Here is an 18,255-nt window from a genome sequence, read left to right as displayed (position 1 = left end):
TTTCTTGAATTGATAGTTAACAATGAAACCAGTTAGCAAATTGTTCCTCTTTGTTTATGCTGTAAGTTCACTTCATATAAGTGAGGGGTTGTCACAAACATTTCCTAATGAAATTCCTCATAAAGTATCTACTTATATCAAACTTTCAGTAGCAACTCCTGAAATCAATACTCAAAATAAGCCCTTTAGTGTTGAAGAGATTTTATATGCCGTATACCAAACCCAAGGCTTTCAATCCATTTGGTTAACCCGGCAAGGCGAACTCAATGGCCGGGCGAAAGAGCTTTTACAATATCTTCAGCAATGCCCATACCCTCAAAAAATCCTGACGGAGAGTTTTTATGGGAAGTTAGGGCAATTACAAACCTCGGGAGAAAACAATGTTCCGGCTTCCGTTTACGGAGAAGTAGAACTGGCTTTGTCCAAGGCCTTTATCCAACAGGCTCAATACAACCTGAAAGGATACGTCACGCCTGAATCAATGGAGAATTCCGAGTGGTACATTTCGGCCAGGTATGCGGAAATCGACCAACTCTTTATCAACCACTTAAAGGCAACGGCCCATTTCCAGGAAACACTGGACAGCCTGTTACCTCAACATCAGGTCTATCGACAGCTTTTAACCTATAAGCGCAACTATGAAGAAATTGCATTACATGGGGGCTGGCCTTCTGTGCCCGACAGTATTTTGAATATAGAAGTAGGAGATACCAGTTCGATTGTTCAGTCTTTGAAACAACGGCTTTCGGTCACCAATGATCTCCACGACCAACATTTACCCGGGGATATCTATGATTCCATTGTAGAAATTGCCGTAAAAAAATTCCAAAACCGACACGGTTTAAAGACTGACGGGGTGGTCGGTAAAAACACCTTATATAACCTTAATATTCCGGTGGAAGATCGCTTACGCCAAATAGAAATAAATTTGGACCGGTTCAAATGGCTTCCAAACCAACAACAAGTCAACTCCCAGTATATCTGGGTCAATATTCCCGAATACAATTTACGCTACTACAGGAATGACCAAGTAGTGAGACAACACAAGGTGGTAGTCGGAGCAAAAAAGCACCGTACTCCCATGCTGACACGTAACATTTCCAACCTGGTGTTTAACCCGTACTGGAATGTACCCTACTCCATCGCCAAAAATGAAATCAGTCCGCAAGCCCGTAAAGATGCGGAATACCTCAGCAAGAAGAACTATGAATTAGTAGGAGGCTGGGGCACAAATGATGAATTGGACTTAACCAGTGATATCGATTGGAATAACGGCATTGATTATACCAAAGTCAGAATCAGGCAAAAGCCGGGACCGGGCAATGCCCTGGGTATGGTAAAGTTCAATATGCCAAATCCCTGGAATATCTACTTGCACGATACCCCTTCAAAAAGCAAATTTTACTATGCACACCGGGCTTTTAGCCACGGCTGTATCCGGGTAGAAAACCCCATCGCCTTAGCCACTGATATTTTGGAAAATCAGGATGTCTTGGCAAAAGAGGAAATTAACAAACTTATCAAAAGCCATGAAACAAAAAGTATCCGGCTGAACCAACAAATTCCGGTATATTTAGTGTATATGACGGCTTGGGTAGATGAACAGGGCAATCTGATGTTGTACGAAGATATATATGGGAAAGACCACATGTACCATGAGGCATTAAATAAAGTGTAATCCATGCTCTCGTTTTTAATACACAAACCTCAATCTTCTTAACAAAGATTGGGGTTTTCTTTTTCCGGTGGACCTACTTTTTTAGTTTAAACTCAGTTATATATACAACACCCTACTGTCACTGGGTGCAAATGGCACAAAAGGTATATTAAGTGGTAAATTTTTTAGAATAAGAAGCTCAAACGATGTTAAAAGTAATTTATTTCTCATTTCTTATAAGAATGGCATAATATTTACTTTTTATATTATGAAGTCAGTGTTTATAACTAAAGACCAAACGCATTCAATGAATATGAAGTCCATCATACGATTTACCAGCTTTGTGGTGATAATGCTAGGGACTGTAACCTCTTATGCACAATTAAGCAATCCCAAACCAACCGACAACCAATACAATGCACAATCCGTGAGACCGGTAAGATCCCATGATATCATGTGGAAAAAATCTTTGTGGTTTCGAATTGACTTGCGAAGCAAAATCAATTCCGGGTTCTATGCCCAGAACAGGGAGATTACAAAAGTCATCATTGATGCAGTGAAGTCGGGTAAGTTGCAACCTTTTAAAAACGACTCGTTGAGTACGCGTATGAGCCAAGAGGAATTTATCCAAGGCTTACGAATTCCTCAAACAGAACGGGAAGAAATCATGTTTGAAGATAACTGGGAAAGTACTCAGGAAGAAAATGCCAACTGGGGAACCAATACCAATGAAACCGTAGAATTGGGCCCGGAAGAGTACTTAGCCAGGCAACTATATGTAATCGAGCTAAAAGAAGATTTGATCTTTGATAAAAGACGCTCCAGAATGATTCACGATCCCTTGGCGATCACGATACTAATTCCTTCGGAAGTAAACCCAACAGGCATCGATAAAGTTTTAGCCTCTTTTAGCTATAAAGAGCTCGTTGAAAATGTATTTAGAAACGATCCCAATGCGGTATGGTTCAATTCTCAAAACGCTGCGGCTCACATGAGTCTAGAGCATGCTTTTGACTTGAGGTTGTACGATGGTTTACTGGTAAAATATGAAAACCCTCGCGACAATCGAATTGTAGATATTTATGGAGAGGGGAAAAGAGGGTTGATTAAGTCTCAAGAAGCTTTGTACAAATTAATGGAATACGAAGCGACACTTTGGTCTTATTAATGATTATCTTGTTAATAGATGTAGGTAAAAGGGGGGCTGGAAATCAGCCCCCTTTTTTATTTGTTTTGTATTATCCAATCATCCCTTCAAAAATTGACCGCCAACCTTCTTGGCATTCCTCCCTCCTTCTAATTGTTTTTCACTAATTTTATACTTCGTTGCACCCGCTTAGCGAAAGTAGGGAAACAGATCAAGTTAATGGCTGAAAATGCTCTTTTTCATAGTTTTGGTAAACCTTGATTGCCAGGGAGGCCTTTCTGTCATTACCCTATTCGACAATACAACATTCCAACATACAAACCTATCAACCACATGGATTTACAACTTAAAGCAAAAACAGCACTGGTTACCGGCTCTACGGCAGGCATTGGCTATGCAACCGCCAAACAACTGGCCGCAGAGGGTGCCGAAGTCATTATCACTGGTCGTAGCCTTTCACGGGTAAACGAGGCGATGGAAAGGATAAAAAAGAAAATACCCGAAGCTCAATTGAAGGGATATGCCGTGGATTTTTCTCAAAAAGATTCTATTGCAAAATTACTGCAATCAGAACCCGAAGTAGATATCCTGATCAATAACGTTGGGATTTTCGAGCCTAAAGAGTTTGAAAGCATTTCCGATGAGGATTGGTCTTATTTTTTTGAAGTCAATGTACTGAGTGGTGTACGTTTATCCAGACATTACTTCCCTGTCATGCTGCAAAAAAACTGGGGACGGATCCTGTTTATTTCCAGCGAATCGGCTGTACAAATTCCTGAAGAAATGATTCACTACGGCACTACCAAAACAGCCCAACTGGCCGTAGCCCGTGGGTTAGCAGAATTATCCAAAGGCACACAAGTAACCGTAAACTCCGTATTGCCTGGCCCTACCAAATCCGAAGGCGTGGAGGGCTTTGTCAAAGATTTGGCTACTCAACAAAACAAAAGTGTGGAAACCATTGAACAGGAATTTTTCAAAGAGGCAAGACCTACCTCTCTTATCCAACGGTTTACCTCTACGGATGAGGTCGCTCATATGGTCACATATTTGGCCAGTCCATTGGCTTCTGCTACCAATGGAGCAGCCATACGTGCTGACGGGGGCGTGATCAAGACAATCCTGTAAATCACTCCACTGCTGAAAGAGTCTACCAATCAACCTGACTCTTTCAGCCACTTTTCTTCTTAGTATATTCCCGTCAAATAATGCTATTCTGAGAACCCTAAATCGAGACTTTTTGCCATCAAAGGGGGGGCTCCCCGCAACGAATTTCAGACACCTTCTTATGCTTATTCCTTTACAAAAGAAACTTTATGCTTTCTTAAAAGGGGCATGTACTTTTTACCTAAAAATTATCATTTGTTCATTTTCAAATGAGCTCAAGGAGTTTGTAAATTGCACCCGGATTCCACAATTTATGTAGAGTAATTTCTAAGAAAATGAACCATTAGTGCACTCTGTGCTTATAAAAAATGTCATAGAACAGAGTGACCTCAATCATTCATTGGCTTATTCACTTTAACTAACTTTGAAAAAAATAATAGGCAATTACACTCCTGATAGCCTTGTCCGTTACAGACTAACGAGACCTCATGAGCAAATTTAAACATCGTTTCAAGAAGACAATGAGCAGATTGCTCATAAAAGATACTTATCTGCAAAATAGAAATTACTACCCTAGTAGGTATTTCCATTATGAACGAATTGCAGAATCGTATAAAAACCCTAAAACATACATAGAATTATGTAAAAAAAGCACTCAAAAAAATAGTATACGGACTGACAAGATCATGTCGTCAGCCTCCCGTCCTCATTTTGGAAATACGGAACAGGAAGTCAAAAAAATCCTGGGTAAACCCATCATTAATTTCAAGCAAGGTTTACCACTCAAAACATCCATATTTTTTTATAAAATGCTAATTGGTGGCTTTAGGGTAAAGTGTGAATTCCACTTTTCCGAAGAGAAACTATTCCTTTATAAATACACTTTCCCTCATCTTCCGGTCCCAAACCAACAGGAAGTCCAAAGTATTTTACAAGAAAAATACTTGAACCAAGCCATTGATTTTAAAAGTCAGAAAATCATTGACTCACAAGGAAATGTTATTCTAGTAGAGGATAGTGTAGAATATGAAATTTATTATTTTGATTCTACCCACTCGCTTTTTCATAAAGCAGAAATCATTATTCAAAACGAAATCAACAAAAAAGAAGAGCAACAAAGAGTAAAAGTAAAAGAGCTATACGATAAACTTTAAAAATAGCACCCAACATTCCCCTTACTTATTTTGGACAATGATTCAGGAGTGAATTGCCCGAAACAAAAGAGAAACTGAAACCTTTCCCGAAAGCTTAGGAAGGCCTCTTATTGCACATCAAAAAAACTAAAAGAATTTCTCCTTTCTAAAAAGCTTGTGTAAATTATGTCTTAGAGCATGTCTAAATTGCATCCTTTGGAAACCCTGAGCAGCAGCCTTTCCAAGGAGAGACAAGAAAATTGTACAGCCTGAAGCAAACCACTTCTTTTGATATGCAAGTACATCAGGAAGATAAAATCCACGGAGCCCGACTCAATGGTTTTTTGAAGACATTTCAAAAGCATTTGGGCGAATTTGTCTATGGAGGAATTGATGGCAGTGTCACCACTTTTGCCGTAGTAGCAGGGACTGCCGGTGCAGAATTAGGCGCCACAGTCACCATTATTCTGGGTTTTGCCAATTTGATTGCAGATGGTTTTTCCATGTCTGTAGGCAGTTACCTTTCTACCAAATCAGAATTGGAAAATTACCGAAAACACAAACGCGTAGAATACTGGGAAGTCGAACACATGCCCGAAGAAGAAAAAGAGGAAATCCGGCAAATTTACCGGGAAAAAGGCTTTGAAGGAGAACTTTTGGAAGAAGTGGTACAAGTAATCACTTCGGATAAAGACCGCTGGGTAAATGTGATGATGAAGGATGAATTAGGCATGATTCCGGATCATAAATCTCCATTGGCCACCGCTACCACTACTTTCTTATCCTTTTTGGCCGTAGGTTTTATTCCGTTGTTGAGTTATGTTTTCAGTTACTTTACAGAAAAAGTATTGGCACATGCTTTTCTGATTTCTTGCCTGTTGACTTCCTTGGCATTTATATTTATAGGTTTTTTAAAATCCTATATTAATCAAACCAGCCGATGGAAGGGCATTTTTGAAACCCTCTTGTTAGGCGTTTCCGCAGCTGTTCTGGCATATTTCGTGGGAGATATTTTGGAACGTTGGATCAGCAAATAGGTTCAGCCATCAGGATAAATACTGATGGCTGAATCAAAGCATCCTTTCTACAAGACTGAGGATTGAATGGATTTCTTTTTCCCGTTGACCAAGACGACACAAGGTTTTCCATCAGTTGACTGAATGGCATAATCCGTAACTTTTCCATTCTTCCAAGTAATGTCCACTGTAAAGCCCCCTCTTGCTTTTAGGCCTTTCACACTTCCATCAGGCCACTGAGCAGGCAAAGCCGGCAGCAAATGCACAAAACCCTCGTGCGATTGCAATAGCATCTCGGCAATTCCGGCCGTTACGCCAAAATTCCCATCTATTTGAAAAGGAGGGTGTGCATCGAACAGGTTTTTAAAAATGGATTTTTGTAACAACAACTGAATATGCTCATGCGCCATGTTTCCGTCTTGTAAACGAGCAGAAAAGTTAATCAACCAAGCGCGACTCCAGCCCGTTCCGGCACCACCGTGGTCTAAGCGGTATTGCAACGTTTTCTTTACTGCTTCAAACAGTTCCGGAGTTCCTTCTTTGGTAATATCATCTCCCGGATGGAACGCATACAGGTGCGACATATGCCGGTGCCCCTTTTCCGGTTCTTCATACGGCTGGCTCCATTCCATCAAGCGGCCGTCCTGTCCCACTACGGTCCCGGAACGCAACTTGCCTCGTTTTTCCTTCAGTTCTTTTATAAATGCATCTTCAATTCCCAAAATTTCAGCCGCAGCTAAAGTGTTGTCAAACACCTCGGCAATGATTTGTTGGTCCATGGCTGCAGCGATACTGACTGCCGCTTGTTGCCCGTTGGGAGCAATGAATGAATTTTCCGGAGAGGTAGAAGGATAGGAAACCAATTCATCCCCGTTCGGAGCTTTTTGAAGCCAATCCATGTAAAATAAAGCTCCTTCTTTCAAGACCGGATACGCCCGGTTTTGTAAAAACTCTTTATCCTGAGTAAACTGATAATGCTCCCAAAGATGTTGCATCAACCAACCTCCTCCATGTTGCCAGCCTCCCCAATACGGTTGTGCCGCCCGCATATATGCGGTTGCCCACAGGTCAGTAGCATGGTGTACCATAAACCCACGGCAACCGTATTGCTCTTTGGCTACAAGCTTTCCATTCTCTACTAAACGGTCTATAAAATCAAATAAAGGCTCATGGCACTCACTCAAATTACTTACTTCGGCTGGCCAATAGTTCATCTGCAAATTGATGTTCAAATGATAATCTGCATTCCAGGGGGCTTTGATATGTTGATTCCAGATACCCTGCAAATTTGCCGGATTCGTTCCGGGCCGAGAGGAGCTGATCAGCAAATAACGACCGTATTGAAACAACAAACGCGCTAAATCAGGATCTTCGGCTCCGGCTTTTACCGAATCCACCCGTTGGTTGGTAGGCAAGTCGGCCAAAGTCCCTGTACCCAAGTCCAATTGCACTCGTTGAAACAATTCTTGATGGGATTTGATATGGCTGGCCAATAAACTCTGATAAGCTATTTTTTCCAACTGTACCATTTGTTCCTTCCCTTTTTCTTTATAATCCTCATGGTAAAAATCTGTATTAGCCACTAAAAGCAAGGTTACAGATTGAGTGTTACTCACTTTCAACTGATTATTTTCCGGGCTTATTTCACCTCCGTTATTGAGCACCTTCAAATAGGTGGTAAATTTTACCCCTTCCTGCAAAGGTGCTTCCTGAGAATCCACCATACCCTCTGATTGCATTGCTTGCCCGGACATCAATAAGGTATGCTTGTCCATACATTCGGTAGTGGCCGTTTCCCAATCCCCGTCTTTCGGGCGTTCCAGTCGGATATTAAAAGCCAAACCCTCCGGATGCTCGGTTTCCAACTTTATCACTAAAACATCATCCGGATGAGAGGCAAATACAGTTTGTGTGACGGGGTACCCCTCAAGTTGATAGGTAGTGGTCACTACAGCCTTGTCCAGATCCAATTCCCGTTGATAATTTGTAATAACACTATCGTGTGCAAAGTCCAAAAACAACTCGCCTAATGTTTGATGGGAACGGACCATGCTCTTTCTGGAAAAACGCTCCACCAACAATTTGTCCGCTTCTTGGAACTTCTCATCCTTTACAAGCTGTCTGATTTCTTTTAAATCTTCCGGTGAACCTTTGGTTTTCCCCCATTGCCCCGGCTTGCCAGGCCACATGGAGTCTTCGTTGAGTTGAATGCGTTCATGTTTCGGATTGCCAAACACCATTGCCCCCAAGCGGCCATTTCCTACGGGCAAAGCCTCCTCCCAAACATTTGCCGGCTCCTGATACCATAGCCGTAACGGAGACTGTTTTGTAGTTTGTTCTTTCTTGTTTTCACAGGAGGAAAGAAAAACTTGAATAATACCTAAAAAAGTAAATAAGTAAATGAATTTCATTCTCAGTATTATATTTTGAGTGAATCAAAAAGGTGAAATGTGTTTTATGCACTAAAATGATGGTTTATTCTCAGTATTTAAGCATAGGACTCCAGAAGAAAAACCACATTTTAACTTGTAATAAAGTTAAGGATGATTTTGGAAAATGACTGATAAGAGTGTAATGCAAACGTTTTCATTCTACTTGAAATTTGTACTTATTGAAGGTAAATCACCATATTTGAAAGAGGCTTAGCTTTGTAAAAATCCCGCAAACCCTGCTTATCCTTTTGGATACTGCTTTACCTTTGTAAGGTATTTCAATAACTAATGACAAAGTGAGTAAAGAACCTACAGCCCTATTGCCGGATATAGAAGATGTGATCAAGGCACAAATGCGGATCAAAGGGGTAGTAACCCGCACCGCCTTAATGCCCAATTTGAACCTTAGTGATACCTACCAGGCCAATATTTCCCTGAAACGGGAAGATTTACAAATTGTCCGTTCGTATAAAATTCGCGGAGCCTTTAACAAAATCGCATCTCTTAGCAAAGAAGAACAGAAAAAAGGCATTGTATGTGCAAGTGCGGGCAATCATGCCCAAGGAGTTGCTTATGCTTGTAACAAACTGGGGATCAAAGGAGTGATTTTTATGCCCAGCCCTACCCCCAGCCAAAAGGTGAAACAAGTACGTATGTTTGGCAAAGACCAGATTGAAATCGTACTCATTGGCGACACCTTTGATGACTCTTTTAAAGAAGCAATGGCTTACTGCCAGAAGCATCAGAGCATATTTATTCATCCCTTTGATGATGAAAAAGTAATTGAAGGTCAGGCTACAGTGGGTATGGAAATTCTGGAAGATACCAACCAAACCATTGATTACTTATTTGCCCCCATCGGAGGAGGGGGACTGGTGTCAGGAGTCGGAAGTTATTTTAAACAAATCAGCCCCTCTACCAAAATTATCGGTGTGGAGCCGGAAGGAGCGCCTGCCATGAAAACCTCCTTGGAAAAAGGCGAAGTGGTCACCTTGGAATCCATCGATAAATTCGTGGACGGAGCTGCTGTACAACGGGTAGGGGAAAAGACATTTCATATTAGTCAACAGGTGGTGGATGACATCGTGTTGGTACCTGAGGGAAAGGTATGTTCTACCATTTTGAAACTGTATAATGAAGAAGCCATCGTAGTGGAGCCGGCCGGAGCCTTGTCGATTTCTGCCTTGGATTTTTACAAACCGCAAATCAAAGGCAAAAACGTGGTCTGTATCGTTAGCGGAAGCAATAACGACATTACCCGTATGGAAGAGATCAAAGAGCGTTCCTTGCTTTACGAAGGTTTGAAGCACTACTTTATCATCCGTTTCCCACAACGGGCCGGAGCCTTGCGCGAGTTTGTCACGGAAGTACTGGGCCCCAAAGATGATATCGTACATTTTGAATATACGAAAAAAATCAATCGTGAAAAGGGACCTGCCATCATTGGTATTGAAGTGCAACAAGCGGATGATTTTGCCGACCTCATTCAGCGAATGACCGAACGTAATATCAACTACGAATTGCTTAACGACCGCTTCGACTTGTTTAACTTTTTGATTTAAATATAAGGCAAATAAGGAAAAGAGATTGGGAAATATTCTTCTTCTCTTTTCCTGCTTTTGACAAATGTTTACCCTACCTTCCAGCCGTTTTCTACGTCTTTACCCGGTTGTAGTAAAATGACCTCTTTACCCTTACCCAATACTCCTAACACCAAACATTCGGACATAAAGTTAGCGATTTGTTTCGGAGGAAAATTCACCACCGCAATCACTTGTTTGCCTACCAATTCCTCTTTTTGATAAAGTGAAGTAATTTGAGCACTGGTCTTTTTCATTCCCACTTCTTCACCAAAATCAATAAAAAGCTTATAGGCCGGATTCCGGGCTTCGGGAAAGTCTTGCACCTCTACGATGGTCCCTGCTCGCATATCTACTTTGGCAAAATCTGTCCAGGTAATAGGTTCTTTCATAATGAATAATAGTTTACAGATTACTTGATTCCATAAAATTATACACTAAAATCTGTAAGGCATAAAAAGAGGTCTTAGTGAAAGACCTCTTACTACTGATATACTTTATGAATTTACACTTCTACTTCAGTCAAATCCTTCGCTAAAGGAAAGTCTATGGGCACTTGAGAAAAATTATGAATATAATTAGCAAAAGTTTTATCAACGACCAATGCCGTCAAATCTATCAAAGCGGCTTCGTCATACCCTAAAGCGAAAAACTCTTTCAACAAACTGTCAGAAGGCCGGCCTTTGGCAGTGACGAGTTCTGCTGCCAATGCGGTTAACACGCTCCATTTTTTATCCGGATGACTCAGGGCCCGTAATTGGATTGTTTCTTCTTCCGAAAACCCATTGGCTTTTCCCAATACCGTATGCACTGACTGGCAGTATTTGCACCCGTTTGCTTCCGATACTGCCAAGAATATCGCCTCTCTTTCTTTGGCATTAAAGGCCCCTTTGGTCAATTCGTTCTGGAAAGTGAGATAAGCACCCAAAGTATTGGCTGACTTCCCGGTGAATGCATATAAATTCGGCACAAACCCTAACTTCGATTGTAACTGGTCAAAAATGCCTTGTGCTTCCGGTTGTACTTCTTCTTTGCTCGGAACTTTAAATGTTGACATGGTATTCTTAATTTTTTGGTTAAACATTTTCAATTGATACTTCAAAGTTCCGTTGAAAAAGGCCGCTCGTAAATAGCCAAACTTCCCAAAGACTTGTCTATTTTTCCTTTTCTGCTACTTGCAAGCGATTGACTTTAAATGCTGAGGGCGAATACCCCATGTGTTTTTTAAAAAACCTGCTGAAGTGAGCTGCGCTTTCATATCCCAAATCATATGCGATTTCTTTAACCGGTTTCTCTGTAACGGATAACATGCGTTTGGCTTCCAAGAGCACACGCTCCTGAATGCGTTCGGAAGGGGCTTTTTCACCCAGCTTATTAAATACATTGGATAAGGTTTTGGGTGAATAATGCATCATCTCGGCATAGTCCGCTACTTGACGGTACTTTCGAAAATGCTTGTCAACTAAGGCGGAAAATTGACGGATTATATCCACCTCCATGTATTCAACTGCTGTTTGATGGGTCATTTGTTGTTTGGCAATACGGGTACATTTGATGATAAAGCGCTTCAAAAGCAAACGCAGCATTTCTGTTTGCACATTATCCTGGTACTGAAACTCATCCACAATTACTTGCAAAAGGGAGTGAAAAGAAAGTGAATCGGCCGGACTCAATGTAAGTATGGGATTCATCAAAATCCCGTTAAACAACAAGCCGTTACACGAGACTTCCCGCTCATGCAATTCTATACAATAAAACTCTTTGTTAAACTGCACCACAACCGGTTGAGCACTTTGTGTCTCAAACGCCACACACTGCCCGGGTGACAAACAGACCAGCGCATGTGCTGGCAATATAAAATGCTGACCGTCTACTGAGTAGCGTACCTCTCCGCCCCTGTTCCAAAAAATTGTGTAACAGTCCAGTTGCTGAATATTCGAGTCGTCCCAAGAATTTTTCAGGAAAAATTGTCCTCCTAAAACAGACTCATTCAAATGAAAATTCATTCGTAGTGTAAGTTTAAACTATAACTGCTTTTGTTTTTCAATGAATTAAATACAACATTAATTCTGTGTCTTCCCTACTGAAAGCACCATCTCCATACTACAAGTTCCTGGGCAATCATTTTTTAATGGCATATGTCAGAGAGCGGACAATGCAACATAAAGTAAATCAATCTTTTCGACGACTTTTTCTTAATTTATTTGCATAATACATAAAATTGCTTATGCAATACTGTTTCATTAATAGAAAATTATTTATACTTTTGTAGCCATTCAACACAGAATATTCACTGTACGTATGAATTCAAAATTTTCCATTATAGCAACCCTACTTGCCTCTGTTTTTGCCCACTCCTTATGCTGTGTGGTTCCCTTATTGGCGATGCTGGCAGGAATTTCAGGGATGGCAGCTTCCTTCGACTGGTTAACCCATATGCAGCCTTATTTACTTATGGCAAATTTTGCATTTTTGGGAGTAGCCTTTTACAAAGTTTACGGCCAGCCTTCCAAAGAGCACGATTGTACTTGTGACGAAGACCATCAGAAAAAGAACCAAAGAAACAAACAAGTTTTATGGGTGGCCGCTATTTTTTCTTTGGTGATGTTGGTAGTGACCTTGGTACATTTTTCAATTCATCAACACTAGTCACGACCCCATTCAACTCGTTTTTCAAAGTACTTACTTCGATAAAGTAAAAAAGGGACTTCCTGCTCAGGAAGTCCCTTTTTCACACACCGGCAAACCGGTGATTACTGAACGTATTGTTTTATCGTTTTCGCCAAATTCACAGCCAATTTTTTACCCATCTCATTCACCCGCTCTCCATCAGACAAAGGGTTTTGTTCTTGCTGTTTTACCAAGCGGTTCGAATTATAACTCAAAGCTCTGGCATCCCCGTAGAATGACCCCCAAGTACATTCGAAATCGTAGCGTTCTGAAAAAGAGTCACTCTTTACCAATTTGGCCGTTTGCACATCAATTACTTTATAAGCCCCTTCCATCCGGGCACCGGCTTCCTTTTTATACATTGTCACCGTAGCTTTCACTTTGCGATCGGCATACACGGCTTCTTCTTTTCCTTTATCGTTCTTTTTGGTACCTACCTTTACCTTAATGGTCTTTTCTTCCGGATAATTCTTTTTGTTGACTTTTTCCCTGTCCGAAATGATTTGTGTAATCCTACCGGTCATGATCTGATGCACTCCCAATACTTTACCTAACTCTACCAATGTATTGTCATCCAAGATCCCCGAAACACCCAACTTCTGTTCTTGAAGCACCAATTCTAATTGTTCACGGTCAATGATTTCCAAAAACTCCATAGCCGACTTGTCTTTGAACAATGTGGAAATGGTTTTATCCGTAATCATTTCTCCTACGGCTCCATACCGGCTTGTACCGCTTTTGTTATCAAAAGGAATGATTGCCAAACGTAACGTTCCGGCTTTTCGGGCAGTTTCATACTTATCAGCTGAATCTTTGTAGTCAGGTACATAGCTCATTGCTTTTTTAAAGGTTTTGGCAGCCGTTTTACTATTTTCCAAACCACCCAACTCCATCAAGCGCAAAGCTTCTTGGTAATGATACTCAGCGGCATCTTCAATACCACTGTTAAGTTTACTTTTTGCCTCAGCTAACTTTTCGTAAAAATCTTCATACTCAAAACTAATAGGTTTGCTTCTCTTTACTATAAATGCCTCCGGCGGTAAATTTTGGATATCTTTTGCTACATTGATCAACTTCTCGTATCTCACCACAATTTCCTTCCGCATATCAACCGTCTTGTCATCCTGAAAATCTTTGGAAGAGGCCTTTAGCCGGGCAATCTGGTCTTTATAATCCGTAACAAACCGGGGAAAAGATAGCTGTAGTAACTCTTGCGCTTTTTTATTTTTATCCGGCTTCTTGTACAATGAATTAATTGCACTGGTGACGGCATGGTCGAACTGTCGGCTTTCAAAATACTTTTCTCCGTCAACCCGCAGCTTTCTTGCTGACTGGGCACATGATGTAGAGGAATTGAGTAAAAATAGTAAAAATACTGTTTGAAATAACAGGTTGTATTGTACACCTTTCATAATACCAAAGGGTTTGCTTTTAAGTTTATATTTTGAAAAAATGAAATTCTTTAATTACTACGAATAAAAATACGGATTCATGCCTCAGGCCTCACTTAAGTTTCCTTCTTAAAACTGCCTGTTTCATCAAGAATACCCCATATTTAGTAGAACCTTCAATAGAAGATTTTGATTGTACACAGGAGCTGGAGTAAGTAAAAAAACGGTTTATTTCCCATATTTAGAACAGTGCGGTTGCCATCAAGTTAAAGCGCTTTTTCAAGGCAATGGCAGAGCAAACTTATAAATTAATTTAAAGCGGCCCAACAACTTTTACAGAGTATATTTTACCTACTTCTATTTTGCTCCGAAACCGGCTTTGCACTTTTCAGTTATGTCCTACAGTGGTAATCGTCAAACGTTTTTCGGCAGTTTTTACTTTCTTTACTTTTACAAAACCACGGGTGTTTTCCAACAGTGATTCCAAATCATTCTGAATAAACACATACCCGTATTCTTCTTCTACCTCCAAGGGTTTAAATTTGCGTGTTTGCGCGTTCACTTGTAAGGTTTCCACTCCAAAAGGAGCTGCACACTCAAACTCATGAGGCAAGGTATATGTGGTATTGGTATGGGCATCTGCTATATAGTAGTTGTCCAATAACAAAACCCTTGAACCGTCCGCCAGATGATAAATGACCCGCAAGTAGCAACTCTCATTGGTGTTGACGGATATTTTCAACAATTCCCCTTCGGAAAACACCAACCCATCCTTGCCTTTGTTCGTCCACATGTCTATATAAAAATCCTGATGCTTAGTAGCTTCCTCCACAAACGTTTTTTCCTCCTGCTGAGCTTGTTGAAAATTTTCCGGTACATAATCCACTTGATTTTGTGTAAGCCATTGAAGCGGCAAGTATCCCTCCATACTCGCAATGGCTTTGCCGTTTCGGGCATTGCGCAATATCGCGACAATTTTCAGGCGGTTGGCTTCTTTCCAATAGGTACCCGTAATCAAGTGCAAGGGCTTAAAGTTTTCCGAATATTCTGTGGGTTTCACGATTTCAAATTCCCCTTCCTGAATCAACTTCTGCTCAAGGGCCAGAGATAAGCGCTGGGAAAACTCACTGCCCACTTGGGTATTCTCATACGTAAAATTGTACAATTGTGTGCTGGCTACCGGACGGCCGATTTGCGCTTTAAACCCCGCAGAGATATAAAAGGCTACCTCATTGAGTGTCAGTTTTTCATAAGAAGTCAATTGAGTCAAATATTGGTTTACCTGTGTTTGATACAGATGATATTTTTCAATAGACGCTTTGATCTCTTCCTGAGAAGTTTGCCCCATGGCAATAATGATGGTTTGTGCTTCTTCGATTTCCCTGAAAAGAGTTTGGGAGCCAAAACAGGTTTTAATGGCCATTTCCTGATTTTCTTCGGTAAAATAGCGGCCTATTTCTTTCAAAGAGCTTTCCAAGGTGTGTAGATTTTTGAGAAGCGTCTGCCGGTAGTTTTCCGTTACCTCAGAACGTCTTGCATAAGCAATGGCAAAGGCTTCTTGTTTTTTGGCATCGTAATAGGTTTCCGTCTTCAGTCCCGAAATATTTAAGTTCGAATAAGAAACACTGCTTTGTTTAAAATACTCCAAGGTTTTGGAATCCAGGTTTTCAATATTCATGGTAGAAATACTTTTGACGGTCACTTGAACAGATTCAACCAGCTGCTTTTTAGCCATTTCCAACAAAGCCTCCATAGCATCCTCTTTGCGGGCTGCCGATACCTGAGCTTGGGAACTGAAGCCTACCAAATAACGGCTTTCGGGCAGTTTTGCTTTTCTACGAGCATAATCGGTCCAGAAAGGCTCTTGGGCAAACAAACTAAGCGATGTCAGTACTAGTACAAATGTTGACAGTAGCTTGGGCACATGCATGGTTTTTAAGGGGATTAGGTTCTGCTTCAATTTTAAAATACTTATCCAAACGAAAATTACTCAATTAAGTTACCTGACAATTTTTGCCTTTTAAGTATCGTATTCTACCGAATATCCCTTTCTGTTTTGTTAATTGCAAAGGAGTATTAAATTTTACTATCTACGGATCAATACACTAATGCCTGTCCTGGAAAGTAAGCGGAACACAGAAAGAACTGTTGAAAACAAGCAAAATAATGAGAGAATCCTACACCACACCCCCATCCTGAACGGAAACGTAATATATTTGCCCTAGGGAATTCTAATATCAACTTAAATAAACAACGTTTCTACTATTTATACACAGTAAGGAACTCATAGAACCAAACACATTTATGGCGCAATTCTTTAAATATGTATTCGCAAGTATCGTGGGCCTCATGATCACCTTTGTCGTGCTGTTTTTTGCCCTATTGGGTCTGGTCATGGTAGCCGAAAGCTCCAAAGATGAGGTAAAGGTAAAGGCCAACTCCGTTTTAAAAATCAATTTTAATCATTCCGTAAAAGAACTTACGCAAAAAGATCCCTTTCAAGAGTTAGGTCTTCCGATCAACAGGGAAAACCCTATGGAATTGAAAGAAGTAAAAGAACTTCTTGCCAATGCCAAAGAGGACGATCGTATCAAGGGAATTTATCTGGATTTAAACTATACTAATACAGGTTATGCCATTCTGGAAGAAATCCGGAACGCCTTGTTGGACTTCAAAGAATCCGGAAAGTTTATTTACACCTATAGCAAGTTTATGTCAGAAGATGCTTATTACCTGGCTTCTGTGTCTGATCAAACCTTTTTGCACCCGCGCGGACTCTTGGAATTTAATGGTTTTACTTCTCAACAAGTCTTCTTTAAAAAGCTCTTTGAAAACCTGGGGATTGAACCGCAAATCTTCCGGGTAGGCGAATACAAAAGTGCCGTAGAGCCTTTTATCCAACAAGAAATGAGCGAAGCAAGCCGCAAACAGACGCAAAGCTACCTGGAATCCATGTACCGGCATTATTTGGATAAAATCACTGAGGCCACACAGTTACCCTCAGATCGTTTACGTAGCATTTCCGACAGCATGTTGGTGAGAAATGCAGGCGATGCCCTTCGCTTCCAATTATTACAAGACACCTTGTATTACGATCAGTTTGAACAAGCCTTAAAAGACAAACTGGCCCTGGAGGAAGACGACAAGATCAATTTCATTTCCTATAATAAGTATAGCCAGGCCCAGCGGGTCATTACCCCTCATTTTTCAGATAACAAAGTGGCTGTCGTCACCGGTGAAGGCGAAATCGTAGGAGGAAACGGTTCTTTTGGAAAGATCGGAGGAGAGAAGCTTGCCGGCATTTTGCGGAAATTGCGGAATGATGATAAAATCAAGGCTGTTGTATTGCGGATTAATTCCCCCGGAGGGAGTGCCTTGGCTTCAGATGTAATGTGGCGGGAAGTAGAGTTGCTAAAAAAGGAAAAACCTGTGATAGCTTCGATGTCTAATGTGGCTGCTTCAGGAGGCTATTATATGGCCATGGCCTGTGATACCATTGTGGCCCATCCCAACACGATTACCGGCTCTATTGGGATTTTTGCCATGCTGTTTCAGACAAATAAGTTTTTCGAAAATAAAATCGGAATCACCTTTGACGGGGTCAACACTGGTCTTCTCTCCGACATCGGAAACCCCAACAAAGAATTCAGCCAACTGGAAAAAGACATTATCCAATCCATCGTGGACGAAGGATATGAAGACTTCACTTCCAAAGCCGCCCAAGGAAGACATATGAGCCTGGACAGTCTCAAAAAGCTAGCTGCCGGACGGGTATGGACCGGTGAGCAAGCAAAAACCAATGGCTTGGTCGATGTATTGGGGGGGCTGGAAGAGGCCGTTGCAATTGCCGCTCAAAAGGCTGGTGTCAAAGAGGATTACCAGGTGACGTATTACCCTAGAAAAAAGAGCTTCCTGGAATCCCTGTTAGATGATTCGGCTACACAACTACGACAGTATTTTTTAAAACAAGAGTTGGGCGAGTTTTATCCAGTGTATCAAACCATTGACGGCCTGAAATACAAGCAAGGTGTACAAGCACGGCTTCCTTTTGACATTGATATTAAGTAATCCAAAGTTGTGTATATTGTGAATGCGAAAAGACTATTGGTCCCTCAACCCACA

Annotated in this window: 14 protein-coding genes; 8 read left to right on the top strand and 6 right to left on the bottom strand. The window is 41.0% G+C overall.

The features are described 5' to 3' along the window. Positions 1-88: 88 nt before the first annotated feature. From AAG747_RS02275 to AAG747_RS02255, 5 genes are all read left to right on the top strand, one after another. Positions 89-1,678, top strand: a complete 1,590-nt coding sequence (locus AAG747_RS02275; protein ID WP_346819498.1) for a L,D-transpeptidase family protein — start codon at positions 89-91, stop codon at positions 1,676-1,678. Positions 1,679-1,970: 292 nt separating this feature from the next. Then, a complete protein-coding gene (gene porN / locus AAG747_RS02270) occupies positions 1,971-2,825 on the top strand; it encodes a type IX secretion system ring subunit PorN/GldN (protein ID WP_346819497.1) in 855 nt (284 codons plus the stop codon). 312 nt (positions 2,826-3,137) lie between these two features. Beyond that, positions 3,138-3,932 (top strand): SDR family NAD(P)-dependent oxidoreductase, encoded by a 795-nt coding sequence (locus tag AAG747_RS02265; RefSeq protein WP_346819496.1) that lies wholly within the window; start codon positions 3,138-3,140, stop codon positions 3,930-3,932. A 500-nt stretch (positions 3,933-4,432) separates the two neighbouring features. Then, positions 4,433-5,065 carry a hypothetical protein gene (locus tag AAG747_RS02260; protein WP_346819495.1) on the top strand — a complete coding sequence of 211 codons (633 nt, stop codon included), beginning with the start codon at positions 4,433-4,435 and terminating at the stop codon, positions 5,063-5,065. Positions 5,066-5,337: 272 nt separating this feature from the next. Beyond that, entirely contained in the window at positions 5,338-6,081 is a 744-nt protein-coding gene (locus tag AAG747_RS02255) for a VIT1/CCC1 transporter family protein (RefSeq protein WP_346819494.1), read from the top strand. 47 nt (positions 6,082-6,128) lie between these two features. Here AAG747_RS02255 and AAG747_RS02250 read toward each other — a convergent pair whose 3' ends face one another. Beyond that, positions 6,129-8,471, bottom strand: a complete 2,343-nt coding sequence (locus AAG747_RS02250; RefSeq protein WP_346819493.1) for a glycoside hydrolase family 95 protein — start codon at positions 8,469-8,471, stop codon at positions 6,129-6,131. Between the two features lie 317 nt (positions 8,472-8,788). Here AAG747_RS02250 and ilvA point away from each other — a divergent pair, with 317 nt between their 5' ends. Beyond that, entirely contained in the window at positions 8,789-10,054 is a 1,266-nt protein-coding gene (gene ilvA / locus AAG747_RS02245; RefSeq protein WP_346819492.1) for a threonine ammonia-lyase, read from the top strand. 68 nt (positions 10,055-10,122) lie between these two features. On the opposite strand, the gene AAG747_RS02240 is transcribed toward ilvA, so the two are convergent. From AAG747_RS02240 to AAG747_RS02230, 3 genes are all read right to left on the bottom strand, one after another. After that, positions 10,123-10,464 carry a tRNA-binding protein gene (locus tag AAG747_RS02240; protein WP_346819491.1) on the bottom strand — a complete coding sequence of 114 codons (342 nt, stop codon included), beginning with the start codon at positions 10,462-10,464 and terminating at the stop codon, positions 10,123-10,125. A gap of 113 nt (positions 10,465-10,577) precedes the next feature. Continuing rightward, positions 10,578-11,129, bottom strand: coding sequence for a carboxymuconolactone decarboxylase family protein (locus tag AAG747_RS02235; RefSeq protein WP_346819490.1), 552 nt, complete (start codon positions 11,127-11,129; stop codon positions 10,578-10,580). 97 nt (positions 11,130-11,226) lie between these two features. Further along, complete coding sequence (locus AAG747_RS02230; protein WP_346819489.1) at positions 11,227-12,078, bottom strand: helix-turn-helix domain-containing protein; 852 nt, start codon at positions 12,076-12,078, stop codon at positions 11,227-11,229. 295 nt (positions 12,079-12,373) lie between these two features. On the opposite strand from AAG747_RS02230, the gene AAG747_RS02225 reads away from it, so the two are divergent. Beyond that, entirely contained in the window at positions 12,374-12,721 is a 348-nt protein-coding gene (locus AAG747_RS02225) for a mercuric transporter MerT family protein (RefSeq protein ID WP_346819488.1), read from the top strand. Positions 12,722-12,825: 104 nt separating this feature from the next. Here AAG747_RS02225 and AAG747_RS02220 read toward each other — a convergent pair whose 3' ends face one another. Then, positions 12,826-14,154 (bottom strand): CsgG/HfaB family protein, encoded by a 1,329-nt coding sequence (locus AAG747_RS02220; RefSeq protein WP_346819487.1) that lies wholly within the window; start codon positions 14,152-14,154, stop codon positions 12,826-12,828. Positions 14,155-14,521: 367 nt separating this feature from the next. Continuing rightward, the gene (locus AAG747_RS02215; RefSeq protein ID WP_346819486.1) at positions 14,522-16,093 is read right to left on the bottom strand and encodes a DUF4384 domain-containing protein; all 1,572 of its coding nucleotides are present in this window, start codon (positions 16,091-16,093) and stop codon (positions 14,522-14,524) included. A 344-nt stretch (positions 16,094-16,437) separates the two neighbouring features. Between AAG747_RS02215 and sppA the strand changes: the two genes are divergently transcribed. Next, the gene (sppA, locus tag AAG747_RS02210; RefSeq protein WP_346819485.1) at positions 16,438-18,201 is read left to right on the top strand and encodes a signal peptide peptidase SppA; all 1,764 of its coding nucleotides are present in this window, start codon (positions 16,438-16,440) and stop codon (positions 18,199-18,201) included. Positions 18,202-18,255 lie beyond the last annotated feature (54 nt).

The organism is Rapidithrix thailandica (assembly GCF_039710355.1).
Lineage (GTDB): Bacteria > Bacteroidota > Bacteroidia > Cytophagales > Flammeovirgaceae > Rapidithrix > Rapidithrix thailandica.
This window is presented reverse-complemented; position numbering and strand designations above follow the sequence as displayed.

Coding starts and splice junctions, on each gene's coding strand:
- porN (WP_346819497.1), top strand. CDS start 1,971: ATGAAGTCCATCATACGATTTACCAGCTTTGTGGTGATAATGCTAGGG.
- AAG747_RS02265 (WP_346819496.1), top strand. CDS start 3,138: ATGGATTTACAACTTAAAGCAAAAACAGCACTGGTTACCGGCTCTACG.
- AAG747_RS02260 (WP_346819495.1), top strand. CDS start 4,433: ATGAGCAGATTGCTCATAAAAGATACTTATCTGCAAAATAGAAATTAC.
- AAG747_RS02255 (WP_346819494.1), top strand. CDS start 5,338: ATGCAAGTACATCAGGAAGATAAAATCCACGGAGCCCGACTCAATGGT.
- AAG747_RS02250 (WP_346819493.1), bottom strand. CDS start 8,471: ATGAAATTCATTTACTTATTTACTTTTTTAGGTATTATTCAAGTTTTT.
- AAG747_RS02240 (WP_346819491.1), bottom strand. CDS start 10,464: ATGAAAGAACCTATTACCTGGACAGATTTTGCCAAAGTAGATATGCGA.
- AAG747_RS02235 (WP_346819490.1), bottom strand. CDS start 11,129: ATGTCAACATTTAAAGTTCCGAGCAAAGAAGAAGTACAACCGGAAGCA.
- AAG747_RS02230 (WP_346819489.1), bottom strand. CDS start 12,078: ATGAATTTTCATTTGAATGAGTCTGTTTTAGGAGGACAATTTTTCCTG.
- AAG747_RS02225 (WP_346819488.1), top strand. CDS start 12,374: ATGAATTCAAAATTTTCCATTATAGCAACCCTACTTGCCTCTGTTTTT.
- AAG747_RS02220 (WP_346819487.1), bottom strand. CDS start 14,154: ATGAAAGGTGTACAATACAACCTGTTATTTCAAACAGTATTTTTACTA.
- sppA (WP_346819485.1), top strand. CDS start 16,438: ATGGCGCAATTCTTTAAATATGTATTCGCAAGTATCGTGGGCCTCATG.